This is a genomic window from Lactobacillus kitasatonis DSM 16761 = JCM 1039, from assembly GCF_000615285.1.
Classification (GTDB): Bacteria; Bacillota; Bacilli; order Lactobacillales; family Lactobacillaceae; genus Lactobacillus; species Lactobacillus kitasatonis.
On sequence record NZ_BALU01000002.1, the window covers coordinates 102609 to 118938 of the forward strand.

16 protein-coding genes are annotated in these 16330 nt (G+C 34.7%); 5 read left to right on the plus strand and 11 right to left on the minus strand.

Going from position 1 to position 16330, the window contains the following annotated elements:
- Positions 1–11: 11 nt before the first annotated feature.
- The 11 genes from JCM1039_RS01745 to ezrA form a co-directional block, all read right to left on the minus strand.
- The gene (locus tag JCM1039_RS01745; protein WP_025014402.1) at positions 12–1706 is read right to left on the minus strand and encodes a hypothetical protein; all 1695 of its coding nucleotides are present in this window, start codon (positions 1704–1706) and stop codon (positions 12–14) included.
- A gap of 1 nt (position 1707) precedes the next feature.
- Entirely contained in the window at positions 1708–2637 is a 930-nt protein-coding gene (locus JCM1039_RS01750; RefSeq protein ID WP_025014403.1) for a glycosyltransferase family 2 protein, read from the minus strand.
- Positions 2638–2929: 292 nt separating this feature from the next.
- On the minus strand, positions 2930–3847 hold the full coding sequence (locus JCM1039_RS01755) for an SLAP domain-containing protein (RefSeq protein WP_025014404.1): 918 nt from the start codon (positions 3845–3847) through the stop codon (positions 2930–2932).
- Between the two features lie 123 nt (positions 3848–3970).
- On the minus strand, positions 3971–4498 hold the full coding sequence (locus JCM1039_RS01760; protein WP_025014405.1) for a hypothetical protein: 528 nt from the start codon (positions 4496–4498) through the stop codon (positions 3971–3973).
- An 85-nt stretch (positions 4499–4583) separates the two neighbouring features.
- A complete protein-coding gene (locus JCM1039_RS01765; RefSeq protein WP_025014406.1) occupies positions 4584–5408 on the minus strand; it encodes a helix-turn-helix domain-containing protein in 825 nt (274 codons plus the stop codon).
- Positions 5409–5596: 188 nt separating this feature from the next.
- Complete coding sequence (locus tag JCM1039_RS01770) at positions 5597–6346, minus strand: helix-turn-helix domain-containing protein (protein WP_025014407.1); 750 nt, start codon at positions 6344–6346, stop codon at positions 5597–5599.
- Positions 6343–7152, minus strand: a complete 810-nt coding sequence (locus tag JCM1039_RS01775) for a helix-turn-helix domain-containing protein (protein WP_025014408.1) — start codon at positions 7150–7152, stop codon at positions 6343–6345. Before JCM1039_RS01775 ends, JCM1039_RS01770 begins: the two co-directional genes overlap by 4 nt.
- Positions 7153–7290: 138 nt before the next feature.
- Positions 7291–8001 carry a pseudouridine synthase gene (locus JCM1039_RS01780; protein WP_025014409.1) on the minus strand — a complete coding sequence of 237 codons (711 nt, stop codon included), beginning with the start codon at positions 7999–8001 and terminating at the stop codon, positions 7291–7293.
- A 46-nt stretch (positions 8002–8047) separates the two neighbouring features.
- Positions 8048–9265 (minus strand): tRNA uracil 4-sulfurtransferase ThiI, encoded by a 1218-nt coding sequence (gene thiI / locus JCM1039_RS01785; protein ID WP_025014410.1) that lies wholly within the window; start codon positions 9263–9265, stop codon positions 8048–8050.
- Positions 9265–10425, minus strand: a complete 1161-nt coding sequence (locus JCM1039_RS01790) for a cysteine desulfurase family protein (RefSeq protein WP_025014411.1) — start codon at positions 10423–10425, stop codon at positions 9265–9267. Before JCM1039_RS01790 ends, thiI begins: the two co-directional genes overlap by 1 nt.
- A 90-nt stretch (positions 10426–10515) precedes the next feature.
- Positions 10516–12225, minus strand: coding sequence for a septation ring formation regulator EzrA (ezrA, locus tag JCM1039_RS01795; protein WP_025014412.1), 1710 nt, complete (start codon positions 12223–12225; stop codon positions 10516–10518).
- A gap of 282 nt (positions 12226–12507) precedes the next feature.
- On the opposite strand from ezrA, the gene rpsD reads away from it, so the two are divergent.
- From rpsD to JCM1039_RS01820, 5 genes are all read left to right on the plus strand, one after another.
- The gene (gene rpsD / locus JCM1039_RS01800) at positions 12508–13119 is read left to right on the plus strand and encodes a 30S ribosomal protein S4 (RefSeq protein WP_025014413.1); all 612 of its coding nucleotides are present in this window, start codon (positions 12508–12510) and stop codon (positions 13117–13119) included.
- A gap of 89 nt (positions 13120–13208) precedes the next feature.
- Positions 13209–13679 (plus strand): YueI family protein, encoded by a 471-nt coding sequence (locus JCM1039_RS01805; protein ID WP_025014414.1) that lies wholly within the window; start codon positions 13209–13211, stop codon positions 13677–13679.
- Positions 13679–14986, plus strand: a complete 1308-nt coding sequence (locus JCM1039_RS01810; protein ID WP_025014415.1) for a replication-associated recombination protein A — start codon at positions 13679–13681, stop codon at positions 14984–14986. The genes JCM1039_RS01805 and JCM1039_RS01810 overlap by 1 nt, the downstream gene beginning before the upstream one ends.
- 319 nt (positions 14987–15305) lie before the next feature.
- Positions 15306–15587: a hypothetical protein gene (locus JCM1039_RS01815; RefSeq protein ID WP_025014416.1), complete on the plus strand. Its 282-nt coding sequence runs from the start codon at positions 15306–15308 to the stop codon at positions 15585–15587.
- Positions 15588–15647: 60 nt separating this feature from the next.
- The gene (locus JCM1039_RS01820; protein ID WP_025014417.1) at positions 15648–16112 is read left to right on the plus strand and encodes a universal stress protein; all 465 of its coding nucleotides are present in this window, start codon (positions 15648–15650) and stop codon (positions 16110–16112) included.
- Positions 16113–16330: the final 218 nt, after the last annotated feature.

Here is a 16330-nt window from a genome sequence, read left to right on the forward strand (position 1 = left end):
ATTCTTCTACTTTAATTTAGAAATTTTAATCCAAACTTATATAGCCATGAAACTAATAGCACAATCCATGAAGCTATGGCAATCCATAACAAAACATAAGAATATATTGGTGCCTTAAAACTTAAAAGAGCAACATTTGCTCCTTCATTTTGCCAAACAACAGGACATCCTATTTGATTTCTTTTTCCATTAAAGTGATTTCCGTTCATAATCAAATCACTTTGAGCATACATTACTAATGGTAAGATAATCTTTTTTCTGTGTTTTGCATCCCACTCAAGTCTCAAATAATTGCGATTCACAAAATGTCTATAATTTTCATATTTTTCGATTACGTTCTTTCTATATAAAGAGTTCATTTTTGAAGGAACATAGTCTTTAGATACTGAAAGATAATCGGACTGACTACCATAAACTTTTGTTTCAAAAATCTTAGATAAATCTTCCATTTTGCTTGCGCGTTGCACTTCCGTACCAACTGTCTGATATCTACTGAAATAATGTGTAGTACGAATTGATGAAGATAAACTTTCCAGTAAGGCTAACCCAACAAAAGCAATAGATACATAATTCTTCCATTTTACTGATATAAAGTTAAGTTGTATGGTTAATCCCATGCCCAATATTAATAATGGATAAGCTATCACTATTAATCGATATGGAAATTGAAATAATGACTCTGTAAACGGAAAGAATCTTTGGACAGCGCCCCACGGAAAATAAATTGATGCAATAGCTAGAATGAATATACCATAAAGTGTAACAGTAGTATTAACAAGATTTTGCTTAAAATTGATAACTACAAAAATTGCTTGCAAAATAATCAAGCATAAAAATAGCGGCAACATACGACCAGCAATTGTTCCGAACATTCCCATGTAGCCGTTATAACTGCCTAGCTGAATCCCACCTAATCTCAAATCATAAGCATCAGGAGTTGCTAACTTATTTGAAAGGTATATAGTTATATATGCTCCCCAAACATCTGCAGTTAAACAGATAGTCCCCAATATAGCCTTAAACAAATTAAGCCATATTTTCCTATCATTTTTATTTATATACAAACAAATAATAAAAAACGGAATTAGCAAGACAACAGCCATTAGTGTACTTAAGATGTGAATTTGAATAATTACGCTCATTATTACCATTAATTGTATCCAATTAATGGTTTTTTTCTTATCGCTAATCATTCTTACGCCACATAACAAAACTAGTGGCATCCATGCTTGTCCCCATCCATTAAAAGTATTGCTATTTATATAAGCTGGAATCATACCAATATTTATATAGATAACACTTAACAGCACAGCTATTGGTTTATTAATTTTGACGTACTCTAAGAGATACATCATAGTACCTGCACCTAACAAGCAAATAAGATAATTCGTAAAAATCTGATAATTAAACCACGTTTTTACCATCAATAAAATTAAACCATTTAAATATGCAAAACCAGGGCCGTATAATGCATTAATCACACGACCGGATTGTTGAAAGCCATAATTTGTTTGAAAAGGGCTAAAATTATGATTCTCTATTTGCATAGCAGCATCATAAAAACGTGAAAAGTGGAAAAATGTATCTCCACCGACTGTTACAACTCCTGCTTTCAATTGAGAGAAAATCATAATAGTGGCTGCAGCTGCGAATACTAAATATGGCCAAATTACTCCCCAGACCTTTTTTAAATCAAACTTTTTCATTCTATTTCTTTTCCTTAATGATATAAATTGGACGCTCTTTAACCTGTAAATATATTTTTCCAATATAGCGTCCAATTATTCCCATACATAAAAGCTGCAAGCCGCCGATCAATAAAATGACTGAAACTATACTTGCCCAGCCAAAAACACTTGAAGTAGGTACAATAATTTTTCTAATGATAATGAAAAAAATTCCAATTAACGATAAAGCAAAGGAGAAGAATCCAACCCAAACCGCAATATTTAAAGGTGCTTGCGAAAAATCTGCGATCCCACTCATTGCATATTTAAACAATTTTCTGGTTGTCCAATCACTTTTACCGGCAACTCTCTCGACGTTATGATATTCAAGGTAATTTGTCCTAAAACCTACCCAAGAGAAAATTCCTTTTGAAAAACGACTATATTCTTTCATTGATAGAACCGCATTTACCATCTGCCTGGTCATCATTCGATAATCACGTACACCAGCAACTATTTGTGTTTTTGAGATTTTATTGATTACCGAATAAAACTTATCACTCAAAAATGATTTAAATTTACTTTCACCAGTTCTATCTACACGACGACATCCAACCGCGTCGTATTTACCCGACTTAATCAATTTGTACATTTTAGGCAAGAAACTTGGTGGATCTTGTAAATCAACATCCATAACTACCACATAATTTCCAGTAGAATTTTGCAATCCGGCATAAATTGCCGCTTCTTTTCCAAAGTTTCGTGAAAAAGAAACATAATGCACATTCTTATCAGATTCACTAAGATTTTTTATCTCTTTTAAACTGTCATCATCTGAACCATCATTAATAAACCAATATTCAGGTACGACATTAGGTATTTCTGTTAAAACCTTGGATACGGCGGAATAAAATAGTGGTATTGATTCTTCTTCGTTGTAACAAGGCACTATAATTGATAATTTATCCATTCACCTAATAATTCCTTTACGTAGAAAAAAGACCAAAAAGTAGCTACTTCTTGGTCTTTTTCATTGTTAAACTTTTTATATTTGGAGACGCAAATTCATGTACTACTACCCTATTTAGGATGCAACTTGTTATGAATAAAGTCTTTGAATCTTCTTATTTGCAACATTATTTATAGTTTTTAATCACTTTATCATTTTTACTAAATAAGTTTCATCATAAAAAAAGGATTTTCCATACAGGAAAACCCTTTACTAGGTACTTAGAAATATATAAATACGATAACAATACTAATTAATCTTCATCGTCTTCTGCTGGAGCGGGGGATAACGTTACATCATCAACATTAACGCCGTAATTTCCATTGTCATCGTCCCAAGTATAATAATACTTTTGATTATGTCTTATCACTTCAACGCCTGCAACTGTAGTTGGTTTGCTTAAAACACCGACAGGCTTATTTACAAAGTATTGATCACCGTCTGTATCATACTGAGGTACACTACTATTCTTTGGAGTCATAAGTATATCACCATCATCTGATTTATCAGATAATTTATCAACTTGTTTCTGCAAGCTCTTTAATTTAGCGTCATGATCAGGATCATAGCCATTAAAACTTAGATCTGATAATTTATAGTAGTTAGTATTATCATCCCCAGTATTACTTAAGTAATACTCATTACCAATTTTTACAACACTTGGAGCTACAATAGTAATTTCGGTTCCAGCTGGCATCTTATCCACTACTTTTAGTTCTTTACCCTTTTCATAGTAACTATAAGAATCCTTATTAAATAATACAGTTACTTTATGTTTCGAAGTACTATTCTTAAGAACTAGGTCACGATAATTATTTAAAGTTGGATCATTGCTTCTCTTCTTCATCTCTTCAGCATACCAATCGTTTCCTGATTTTGAAGATGATTTCTTAAAGTTAACAGTTCTTACATAACTGTTTTTACCAATCTTATAGTATGCCTTACCATTAATATTCTTAGTTCCAAGAATTTTAACTCGCTTATTCTTCTTTAAAGTCTTTTTACCAATACGCTTACCATTAATATTATAAACAGCAGCATTACGAGTTAACTTTTTAGTTGAAGAAGCAGCTTGTACTGGACTATTTTCAAAATTACCCATGCTTATAATAGGTGTAACTGCCATTAATGCAGCAACAACAATCGTGCTATATTTAATTGACTTTTTCATTGTTTCTTTCACTTTCTAAAACAAAACTTATTACACCCATATTATGCAGTCAATATTTCAGCGTGGCATGGAATCTTCATATTTGCACAGATTATCTTTTTCATAACCTTTTTAGGGTATAATCTAATGCTTTCTAGCTAAGCTTCTACTCTTGAAATATTTTGCACTCGTATAACCATTTGAATAGTCAAGATACTTAATAGTCTTACCATTAGATCTCATAGTCTTAGCCTTAAACATATCCCATTGTTCAAAACCAAGCCATGGTGCAAAGGTAAAGTACTCACCGCCTGCACGTTTAGTGTATGAACCAGCTAATTTATTCTTAGTTGCATTCATTACTCGCTTTTGTTCTCTCATTTGAGACTTAGTTGTTGGATTCAAAATGTGATCTGGAATAGCTTTCTTATTTTGATGATATACAGTCTTGCCGTTAAAACTATGAATGCCAATTCTAACAGTCTTATATTTTACATTTGAAGTAGTATACCAAGTACCACGAATACTCTTAGGCACAGTATACTTTCTACCCAAGCCATAAATCTTTTGCGAGGCTTGAACAGTTGCAGGCTTATTTACAACACTTGCTCCCATTGGTGTTACAGCCATCAATGCTGCAGCAATTAAACTAAATTTAAATGATCTCTTCATTTTCTTACTCCTTAAAAAACCCTTTATCATTTAAATTATTACACTCATGAAATTTAAATAAATAGTTTTGTCATATTTGCACAGATTATTTTTGCTCTAACGTATCCTCAATCAAGAACAAATATCCACTCTTCTTCAAAACCTTGATTACCATTTCAGCCATATCCTTATCACCAGAAAATACCGCTTCATAATATGTACCCAAGACACTGTTGATACCGATTGCACCATCTTTAGGAAGTTCATGCAAAAAGTTCACTGCACGGTCAACATATTTCTTTTGAATTGCATCCCTCTGATGATAACAGCAATTCAAAAAATTCACCGCAATCATTGCCACAAACTGCAAAGTAAACGTATCTGTCTCCGGCTTCTTTTCATATGCGCGAAAAGCGGAATCAACCAATTGATAAGCTTCATCAATATCCAGGAAGATCACTGCTTGACTCAAATAGTGATATGCTGTTCTATTCCAGTTCTCATCTACAATAATAGATTTTACTTTGTTCTTTAGTTCTGGACTGATCATCTTGTTAGAATGAAGAACCCAAGCATATGCATTTTCTAATCTAAATTGTAACCAGAAATCTGACTTTACTTTTCCTTCTTTAATTTCTGATGCTATCTTATCTAAAATCTTCAAATCTTTTCTATTTTGAGCAAAGCTAATTTGATTCATCAAGTCAAAGTTAGGCTCTGTTCTAAGATCTTGATTGCTAACCCTAGCAAAAAAACTTACAACATCAAAATGATGCGCCGTTAAGAGTTCAATTAATAAATTGGCATCTATCTCATGAACGTCCCGCTCAACTTTAGAATAAAAAGATTCAGACATGAGCCCGGCTGCCATTTGATTCTGCGTTAGTCCTGCATGCAGGCGTAATTGCTTTAAAGCTTCACCAATTGTCATTTTTACCTCTGTTTTAACTATATCTGTACCGTCTATATTTTAAATAAAAAAAGATTCCCTACATAGGAAATCTCTTTTAGGTACATTAAATTATTTAAATATGGTAGTAATAATCCACTATCCATATTAAGTATGCAGTCTAATCCATAACTTGCAATGAAATTGTCATATTTGCACGAATTATTTTTCTATATATTATTCAAAATATTGGCAATGTCACTTGCCTCATCATATTTATGACTAAACAATTTATCATAATAGACTGTAATTATTTTATACATTCTCATATCAGCAGTGTTCGGAAGAGATTTTAAACAATTAATTATATCTTTAGCTTTGCTATCATCCTTATCTCTTTTAAAACAAATGGCTAAATATCTAATAGCTATCCTAATCATTAATTGTTTCATTCGTTCTGTAGAATTTTTATAATTGAATTTCTTAATCACTGAATCAATTAGATCCCGCAGATCGCTCATTTCATACCAATCCATAATATGAAAGATCAGCCACAGAGTTTCTTCATCCCACTTATTTTGTTTAAAGAAGATGTAGCTTAATTTCTTAAACTGTTTTCTGGTAGCAGTACCATTCAATTCAGCAATAAGAAATTTAAGTAGTCTTTTTGTTCGAACATCCTCATATTTAAAATGAAGGTAGATGTCCTCAAGCGCGAGAATATCTTTATTAATATATGCCACAGTAATTTTGTCCTGATAAGTTTCTATATTTGATTCACTAGTATCAAAGTCACGCAAAAACTCAGTCATTGCTAGCCCATGCTTATACAGAATTTTCATCAAATTATCAGCAGTAATCGAACTGCTACCATTTTCAACACGAGAATAGAATGATCGATTAACAATGCCTGCAGCCATTTGTTCTTGAGTTAGATTTTTAGAGTTTCGTACTCGTTTAAAATGTTCACCGATCATCATATTTTTTCACCTTTAATCTGTGGCAATGTTTTAGCATAATGTTGAAACCCGCTTTGATTTATTAATCCAATTATTTCGTTAACTAATTCAGAGTCATTATTAAACAAAGCTAAATAATACTTAACTACTAATTTGTGAAATATAATCGAAAAATTGCTAGGCATCGCATTTACAAATTTTCCTACTTCTTCTGCTTCAGCAAAATGGTTTTCTTTATAACAACGATCAAGGTACCTAATCAATAAATTCATCAACGAAATTAGCAGCTGATCATTAGTTAAGTCGTATTGGTTTTGATTATTAAAAATATAGGTAATCAAACCTTTTAATTCAGCAAAATTGTATAGTGGAGTTGAAATAGCTATATCCCAGAAATCCTTCTGTGCATTCGTATCTTCTTCCAAGCAAATTTTTCTTAATTCTTCTTGCGAATTTTGAGGCATTTCATGGACTCTTCCCTCAAGGTCCGCAATTATTAATTTCAATTTTAAGTAAATTAATGTATCCCTATCTTTAACCTCTTTTTTTAGAGCAATTAATTTACCCAAATCACGATTATCAAAATATGAATAAACCTTTTTCTCTAAATTTAAATTTGGCAAATTTTCTTTATCAAAAGCCTCAAAAAAGTCATAAAGAGATATATTATGTGTATTCAGAATTTCGACCAATTTATCAATAACAATTTCACTTTGATCACGTTCTACTTTTGAATAAAAAGACGCTGTCACTATTCCTGCAGCCATATCGGCTTGAGACAGACCTAATAACAATCTAAACTTTTTTAACTGTTGTCCAATTGTCATCTTATTCCTCCACACTTTCATAGATAATGTTATTTAAATGGGAGGAAAAAGTCATAGAATCTTCTATATGGAAGATTTTATGAACTATTTGCACATTTTGTAACAAAAAAGCATTTAGTTTAATGCCTAAATGCCAAATTATTTTATATTCTTAACTTCATCCAAACTAAGCTCCACATATTTTCCGCGCTTCAAATCGGGTGGTAAATGCAAATTGCCCATTGATCTTCTATCTAGCGCAGTAACTGTCATCCCTACCGCACCAAACATCCTCTTAATTTGGTGATACTTACCTTCACTGATTTCAATTTCAATCTCAGAAGTAGCATTTTCTCTATCTTGCTTTAAAATCTTCAGCTTAGCAGGCTTTAATTTAGTTCCATCACCTAACGTCATGCCAGACGCGAAAGTTTTAGCGGTCTCCTCATCTGCTACACCAGCAATTTGTGCCCGATAAACTTTGGCAACATGCTTATTTGGTGCTAACAATTCATGGTTTAATTGACCATCATTTGTTAATAAAAGCAGACCAGTAGTATCTTTATCAAGCCTGCCTACCGGCACAATTCCTTGATACTGATCTTGCGAATCAAGCAATGAGATAACTGTCTTTTGACTACGATCCTCTGTAGCAGAAAGGACGCCCTTGGGTTTATTCAGTAAAAAGTAATGGTATTTTTGATAAGCTATTTCTTCGCCGTTAACTGTAACAACATCATTTTCATTGATCTTTTCTTTTGGTGTTTTAACAGTTTTACCATTAACAGCTACTACACCTTTTTTTATTAATTGATGAACTTCTTTTCTTGAACCAACATTCATATTGGCTAAATATTTATCAATTCTCATATTTCACCTATAAAAAAAGCTAGAAGTTTGACTTCTAGCTAAATTTTTACAATAAGTCTGCGTCTTCTTGAGCCTTATCATCCAAGAACTTTTCATTTGGATAAATTGGCGTTACTTCAATACCATCCAAAGCTCTTTGGATAAGTCCTTCCACATCAAGACGAGCTTCATATTCGCGAGCCTTTTCAAGCTTTGGCTTAGTCTTAGGACGTGGTGGGGCAAAAATAGTACAACAATCTTCAAATGGTTGAATTGAAAGATCAAAAGTACCAATTTTTTCAGCCTTAGCAATAATTTCAGTCTTATCCATTGTAGCTACTGGTCTAATAACCGGTGTAGTAGTTACGTCGTTAATTGCGACCATTGATTGTAAAGTTTGTGAAGCAACTTGACCTACTGATTCACCGTTGAAAATTGCCAAACCGCCGCGCATTGCACGGATACGATCTGCAAGTTGTAACATAAAACGACGTTGAACAGTCATCAAGTAACCTTCTGGCAACTTTTCCTTGATTGTTTCCTGAATTTCAGCAAATGGCACGGCAATAAAGTTAATCTTGCCGGCATAATTTGCCAAGATTCCTGTCAATTCCTTAGCCTTAGCCAAAGCCTTTTCGGTAGTGTAAGGAGGACTAAAGAAGTGAACCATTTCAATATCTACACCACGCTTTAAAGCAAGCCATGAAGCAACTGGTGAATCAATACCACCTGAAAGCATCATGACAGCCTTGCCGGCAGTACCTACAGGCATCCCACCGACACCATGAAGCAATTGATTTGAAATGTAAACAGCGTCTTGGCGTACTTCAATTCTAAGTACTAGATCAGGGTGCTTCATTTCAGCCTTTAAGTGATCAATATGATCAAATAAATAATCACCAACTAAATTGTTAAGTTGATTAGTGTCGTATTCAAACTTGTGATCACTACGCTTAGTATTTACCTTAAAAGTCATGCCAGGCTTAAAAGTTTCATTCATTAATTCCAAAGAAGTTTTTTCGATATCTTCCAAGGTTTTAGGAATCTTAATTGCTGGTGAGTAGGTTTGAATACCAAACACCTTCTTCAGGCGTTTATCAACTTCAGCAAATGACGCACCGTTTAAAATGATGTGCATGCGATCGTGACGTGGGTGGAATTCAATTTGAGGGAAATCCTTCAAGACTCTTTCAACGTTGGTTGCCAAACGATTGATAAAGTCCTTTCTGTTCTTTCCCTTAGTTGAGAGCTCCCCGTAACGGACCATAACTTCTGTATATTCCATTAATTTTCTCCCAAATGATTAATTTTAGCAAAATGATTATAGATCTTATCAAAGACCTTGATAAACTCATCTGCCTCTTCAAGCGTATTCGTTTCATCAAAACTTAAACGAATTGCACTAGTAGCAATCTTATCATCAATATGCATAGAAACCAAGGTGCTTGCTTCATCTGCTGTCTTTGAAGCACAAGCAGAAGTAGTTGAAGTATAAATATCTTGATCTTCAAGCGTATGCACCAAAGTTTCTCCACGAATGCCTTCTAAGGCAAAGCAAAGAATGTGTGGCGCAAAGTTGTCTTGAACTGGTGAAAAGATATCAATACCTGGCTTTTGCCTCAAATAATCAACAATCTTTGCCTTAATTGCAGCTTCTCTAGCAGCCTTTTCAGGTTCATCTTCAAGTAAAAGACGAATTGCTTTTGCCATCCCTGCAATTGCTGGTAAGTTTTCGGTACCTGAACGAAGGCCCTTTTCTTGGCCGCCACCATCATGAAGCGGACTAAGCATCTTGCCTTCTTTTTTATAAAGAATACCAATACCACGAGGTGCATGGAACTTGTGAGCAGATAAGCTAGATAAGTCTACTCTTGGTGTAAAGACCTTATCCCAAATATTCTTGCCAAGTGCTTGAACGTTATCAACGTGGAATTGAATCGTTGGATAATTTTCAAGCAAATCACTAATTTCATCGATTGGTTGAATGGTACCAATCTCGTTATTGACACCCATGATTGAAACTAGCGTTGTATCTGAATCAATTGCATTTCTTAGGTCATTAACGTTAACTCTACCTTCCTTATCTACTGGAAGTCGAGTTACACGCCAGCCCAAGTTTTCTAAAGCAGTGAAGCTGTTGGCAACTGAAGCATGTTCAACACTAGAAGTAATAATATGCTTACCAAATTCGCGCTTTTGAATAGCAGTTCCCTTGATTGCTGTATTATTTGATTCTGTACCACCTGAGGTAAAGAAAATTTCATGTTGTTTTACACCTAATAATCCAGCAATTTGCTTGCGAGATGCTTCAAGCAATTGGTGAGCACGGTCCCCCATTTTATGCAAACTGGAAGGATTGCCCCAAATATTGGTTGCTACCTTATCATAGGTATCCAATACTTGAGGATCTATCTTGGTTGTTGCACTGTTATCAAAATAAATCACAAATATTACCCCTTCATTAAAAAACGGCCAATTGCTTGACCGTTTAATGACTTCTAAATTTTAGCCCAAATAATTAAAAGCTTCAATTATTTACTCTCTTTGTTCTGAATAATATGCATTTTCAAGACGTTGGTAGCTGCCTGGTTCTACTTTTTCAAGTGCAGTAGCAATGCTATCTAATGCATCTTTGTAGTTATATTCATTGTACAGCTGCATTGCGAGCTTTTGGGCCTGCTTAATTGTATCTTTATCAGCGTACTTATTAGCATATTGCGTTGTTAATTCAACCAAGTTAGCAGAATTAATAATATCATCAGCTTCACGCTTAAGTCTTTCGACATCATCGGAAATTTGGATTAATTCGTTAGAAATCTTTTCCATATTAATTCTAACTTGACTTAATTCATCGCTGACATGACCGATTTCATTAACTACCAAAGTATACATTTGAACAAAACTGTCTGGATTACCTGGTAAGTTTCGTCTTTCAAGACGACGGTATACTAATGACACTTCTTGTTTAAATCGTTTAATAGAATCATTAGCAACATTTTCTGAATCATACAAACCATCAACATCAGTTGACATCTTAGCTTGTTCTTGATCGATTTCGCGCAAACGATCTAGCATTTGAAGCCATGAATCCTGAATTGCAGAATAAACACCTTTACCATCTGCAATATTTTGTGTATCAACAGTGTATTGACGATTCATATTGTTGACTTCTTTTTCGAGCTCTTTACTCTTTTCAAGTTCGCCATGAGTTAATTCATAGCTCTCATCAATATGTTGCAGTTTTTCAACTAACTTCTTTGAAGCAGCTTGCTGATGTGCAATCAAAGTCAACATCTTATTTTGGTTCTTCTCAACGAATGGACGAGCTTTGTATTCCTTAGCTAAAGCAGTATAAAGTTCATCAATTTCACCAAAAATCTTTTTATTTTCTTTAGCTAATTCATCGACCTTAGTCTCTGCGAGCAATTTGCGGGCATCATCAATTTCACCATGAATATCTTTAATACGCTTCAATACATCTATATCTGTAATGTAGTATTTCTCTGAAACCATCTTCTTATAAGCATCAGATAATTCACGCAATTGATCTTGAAAGACAACTTCCAGTTGATGATTACCTTCTTTTATCTTAGGCAGACGTTTTTGCAATGCGCCCAAAGCCATTCTGATCTTAGACAATACACGCTTTGCTTCAACATGATCACCTTGAGAAGAAAGATTCTTAGCTTCTTCAAAATCACTTTCCATTGATGCAAGTTGATCTTCTATTTGATCAATAGCATCACCATATTCAAAGGAACCAGCCAAAACGCTCTTTCTAAGTTCGCGATAAACCTTAATCAAAGCATCATATTGCATTTGATTTTCTTTATTTGATTCAAGCAGCTCTGTAAAAACAGCTTTAGTATTGCGAGCATCTTCTAAAGTTGGCTTGATTATTTCTTGAGCTTCTTTGATATTTTTTCTAGCTTTAAATAGCTTATAAGTAGTATTCTCCTGGGCTGCTTCATCAACTAGTTTCTGCACGCGAGGTAGTTTCTTAGTTGAAGTTTCAGTATAGCTTTTGCGCCAAGTATTTAATGTAGTTAGACTTTCACCGGCCAAATCCATTTTATCTAGTCGCGTAATATCTTCTTCAAGATGCATTTTTTCAATTTCATTGACTGCTGCATCAATTACTTCAATCGCACGCAACTGCCTACGATTGACCAAAAGCATGAGTGCGATGACGACTATAATAAGGATGACAACGGCAATTATGATAATAGTTTGAATTGATGACATCGTTTATCCTCCAAAACTACTATAATTATAACAAAACATACTCTGAAGATGTGAAAAAGCTGCCCTATTTCTTGATTTATTATTCTGAAGCCTATATAATACTAATCGTGTAAAATATTTGCAGCAATAAGTGACAAGAACGTCAACATCTTGAAACGCTTTAGTGAACGAGTAACCCGCGCTGCATTGGGCGAAAATGTAAATCCAAGATGCACGAATGTTGAACTTATTCGTAATATTTTACTCCAAAAATTATCATTATAAATTTTATGGAGGATTTTTATGTCAAGATATACAGGTCCAAGTTGGAAACGTTCAAGAAGATTAGGTATTTCTCTTTCAGGTACTGGTAAGGAAATCGCTCGTCGTAACTACGCTCCAGGTCAACACGGTCCTAACAGTCGTGGTCGTTTGTCAGAATACGGTCAACAATTGCACGAAAAGCAAAAGTTACGTTGGATGTACGGCTTAAACGAACGTCAATTTAGAACTTTGTTTGCCCGCGCTGGTAAGATTCGTGAAGGTCAACACGGTGTTAACTTCATGATCTTGCTTGAACGTCGTTTGGACAACATTGTTTACCGTCTTGGTTTAGCAACTACTAGAGAACAAGCTAGACAATTAGTAAACCACGGTCACATCACTGTTGATGGCAAGCGCGTTGACATCCCTTCATACGAAGTTTCAGTTGGTCAAACTATCGGTTTGAAAGAAAAGTCAAAGAACTTGCAACAAATTAAAGATGCCTTAGATGCAGTTACTGCACGTCCATCATTTGTTTCATTTGATGACAACAAGATGGAAGGTTCTCTTGTACGTTTACCAGAACGTGACGAAATGGAACCAGAAATTGATGAATCACTCGTTGTTGAATACTACAACAAGTTACTTTAATTTTTACATTTTATTTTGTCGAAAGTCTTTCCCCATTGTGGGAAAGGCTTTTTTTGTTACAATTGATACTAACAGAAAGGATGAATCACATGACTGAAGACTTAAACAAACGTGTTGAACAGGCAGCTCAAGGTATTACTCCTCAAACCAAGCCTGATGAACGCAGACGCTTTTTGGGTTCCCTACGTGAACGTGTTCTAGTCCGTTTAGATAATACGGAAGTGAAAGACCTTAAATTAACTGCTTTATTTTTAAAACATATTGATGATTTTAAAGGATACACCATCTTGATTAATGGGAATATTGAAGATGACGGCTTTTTAGGTGATGTTGAAGCAGAGTGCAGTAAAAAAGATATTCCTTTTACTTTAGTTAACAATGAAACTGCTCAAACTGGTCCTAAAGATACTGCAGTTTTAGTAGTAGCTAAAACTGCAATTAATCGCCCAAGGATCAAGATTAACCAAGTCTACCCATCTGAAATGCCTAAGACCGAACTTAATGCACCGGCCAAGAAACATGAAGGCTTCTGGCATCATCTATTTCATGGGGACAAGTAATGAAACCATTAGCATATCGTATGCGTCCTAAGAATTTAGACGAAGTTGTTGGCCAGCAACATCTAATTGGTCCTGGCAAAATTATTCGTCGAATGGTTGAAGCTCGCTTGCTTTCCTCTATGATACTTTATGGTCCTCCTGGCATTGGTAAAACCAGTATTGCTAGTGCTATTGCAGGTTCAACTAAATATGCTTTTAGAAAGCTCAATGCAGCAACTGACGGTAAAAAGCAGTTACAACAAGTCGCCGAAGAAGGCAAAATGAGTGGCACTGTTGTATTATTGCTAGATGAAATTCATCGCCTGGATAAAACAAAACAGGATTTTCTTTTACCACTTCTTGAATCAGGACAAGTCATCCTAATTGGTGCCACAACTGAAAATCCCTATATTTCAATCTCCCCTGCCATTCGTTCACGGTGTCAGATTTTTGAATTAAAGCCATTATCAAGTGAAGATGCATCTAAAGCAATTGATCGAGCACTTACTGATAAAGAAAATGGTTTGGGCAAATACAATGTTAATTTAACTGGCGATGCTCGCCAGCTTTTAATTGAAAAAGGCAATGGTGACTTAAGAGCAACTTTAAATAGCTTAGAATTAGCCGTACTTTCTACTAAGCAAGAGCTAAGAAATGAAAATAAAGATGATTCGACTATCTTGATTACTCAAAAAGAAATGGCCGATTCTATCCAAATGAAGATTCAAAACTTTGATGCTTCTAGTGATGGTCACTATGATCTAATTTCTGCTTTTCAAAAATCCATTCGTGGCTCTGACACTGACGCTGCTTTGCATTATTTAGCTAGATTAATCGAGTCTGGTGATTTGATCTCTATTTGTCGTCGCTTAGCAGTTATTGCTTATGAAGATATTGGCTTAGCAAATCCTGCAGCCGCAGAGCGTGCAATGACCGCCATTCAAGCGGCTCAAATGGTTGGTTTGCCAGAAGCACGAATTCCACTTGCTAATGCAGTAATCGAACTCGCATTGTCGCCTAAAAGTAATAGCGCCATTACCGCAATCGATAATGCACTCAGTGATATTCGAAACAAAAAAATTGGTTCCATTCCTACAAATTTAAAAGATGCCCACTATTCTGGTGCTAAAAAGTTGGGACACGGAGTCAATTATCTTTATCCTCACGACTATCAAAACGATTGGGTAGCTCAGCAATATTTACCTGACAATTTAACCAAGGCAAGTTATTTTCAACCAAAAGGAAATTCCAAGGTTGAACAACGCTATGAAACAGTCTATCAAAAGTTAAAACAAATGCAGGCCGATGATCTGTCCAAGCACCACTAGAGCATGTATTTAAGCAATTGATATTATTGACAAATATAGCCTGATCCCTTATCATAATAAGTGATCTGAGTTGATCGACAAGCTTAAATGTATAAAGTTGACCGATCAAACTATAAGACGTGGGAGTTGGCGAATAACTACCGAATCGGAATACTGCCTTTGCACAGGATCCATATTCGCTGCGACGTCAACTCAAATTTTGAACACTGCGGGTTCAACAAGCGTCATTATGCTATGTTTAGTCAACTCGGATTTCTTTAGAATATTAAACGAGACGGTCTTAAGTGACCGTCTTTTTCTATAATTGGAGATATTTTTTATGGTAATAAAAATTGTGATGATCATTTTTATCTTTCTTTTGTTGCTTACCTCTTGGTACATGTGGCATAGAAGAAATGGTCATTTCTTAATTTTTGATGTTGGTGGCGATCCTCGCATGTCCAATATTTTAAAATGGACCTCAATTGCACTATTAGTTGAAAGCGTAATTGGAATTATTATTTTATTTATGGGAAACAAATATCTTAACTTAATTACGCTATTCCTTGCGTCCCTAACTATCTTAGCGTTTGGATTATCAATTACTGCAAATAAGGAATAATATATTCCTAATAATAACCCAATTTTTGGTAGAATATATATTAGGAAGAGGTGTTAGAAAATGCTTTCACAATACAAAAATATTCAAGTTTCTGTAGATGGTTCAAAAGAAGCCGATTTAGCTTTTAGCAAGGCTGTAACCATCGCTAAGCGTAATAATGCAACTTTGGAAATTTTACACGTAATCGATACCCGTTCTTTCCAAAACGTTTCAAGTTTTGATTCTGCAATGGTCGAACAAGTTTCTAAAGATGCTGAAAAGAGAATGAAGGATTACCAAGCACGTGCTGTTAAGGCTGGTGTTAAGGATTCTCATTACTCAATTGAGTTCGGGTCGCCTAAGACAATCATTGGTCATGACTTCCCAAAGAAGCACAATATTGACTTAATCGTTGTTGGTGCAACTGGTTTAAACGCTGTTGAACGTTTGCTTATCGGTAGCGTTACCGAATACGTTACTAGAACTTCAAAGTGTGATGTTTTGGTATGCCGTACCGAAGAAATTGCTAACGCTTTAGAAAACTAAATTATTATTTTAAATATTCTAAAAGAACCGAGTAATTCGGTTCTTTTTTATTACAGCTCTTTATTTAACATCTTCCCTATTTCAACTAAAATAAACGTAAAAAAGAAAATAAAGGATTCATCATGAAAAAGAACGCATTAATCTTGACCGCATTAGCTGCCACTACATTATTATTAATTACTGGCTGTCAGTATCAAGTAAACGAAAGTGGTAAAACT

Bases quoted from the DNA above. Each gene is read 5' to 3' on its own strand.
- JCM1039_RS01745 (WP_025014402.1), bottom strand. From the start codon at position 1,706: ATGAAAAAGTTTGATTTAAAAAAGGTCTGGGGAGTAATTTGGCCATAT.
- JCM1039_RS01750 (WP_025014403.1), bottom strand. From the start codon at position 2,637: ATGGATAAATTATCAATTATAGTGCCTTGTTACAACGAAGAAGAATCA.
- JCM1039_RS01755 (WP_025014404.1), bottom strand. From the start codon at position 3,847: ATGAAAAAGTCAATTAAATATAGCACGATTGTTGTTGCTGCATTAATG.
- JCM1039_RS01760 (WP_025014405.1), bottom strand. From the start codon at position 4,498: ATGAAGAGATCATTTAAATTTAGTTTAATTGCTGCAGCATTGATGGCT.
- JCM1039_RS01765 (WP_025014406.1), bottom strand. From the start codon at position 5,408: ATGACAATTGGTGAAGCTTTAAAGCAATTACGCCTGCATGCAGGACTA.
- JCM1039_RS01770 (WP_025014407.1), bottom strand. From the start codon at position 6,346: ATGATGATCGGTGAACATTTTAAACGAGTACGAAACTCTAAAAATCTA.
- JCM1039_RS01775 (WP_025014408.1), bottom strand. From the start codon at position 7,152: ATGACAATTGGACAACAGTTAAAAAAGTTTAGATTGTTATTAGGTCTG.
- JCM1039_RS01780 (WP_025014409.1), bottom strand. From the start codon at position 8,001: ATGAGAATTGATAAATATTTAGCCAATATGAATGTTGGTTCAAGAAAA.
- thiI (WP_025014410.1), bottom strand. From the start codon at position 9,265: ATGGAATATACAGAAGTTATGGTCCGTTACGGGGAGCTCTCAACTAAG.
- ezrA (WP_025014412.1), bottom strand. From the start codon at position 12,225: ATGTCATCAATTCAAACTATTATCATAATTGCCGTTGTCATCCTTATT.
- rpsD (WP_025014413.1), top strand. From the start codon at position 12,508: ATGTCAAGATATACAGGTCCAAGTTGGAAACGTTCAAGAAGATTAGGT.
- JCM1039_RS01805 (WP_025014414.1), top strand. From the start codon at position 13,209: ATGACTGAAGACTTAAACAAACGTGTTGAACAGGCAGCTCAAGGTATT.
- JCM1039_RS01810 (WP_025014415.1), top strand. From the start codon at position 13,679: ATGAAACCATTAGCATATCGTATGCGTCCTAAGAATTTAGACGAAGTT.
- JCM1039_RS01815 (WP_025014416.1), top strand. From the start codon at position 15,306: ATGGTAATAAAAATTGTGATGATCATTTTTATCTTTCTTTTGTTGCTT.
- JCM1039_RS01820 (WP_025014417.1), top strand. From the start codon at position 15,648: ATGCTTTCACAATACAAAAATATTCAAGTTTCTGTAGATGGTTCAAAA.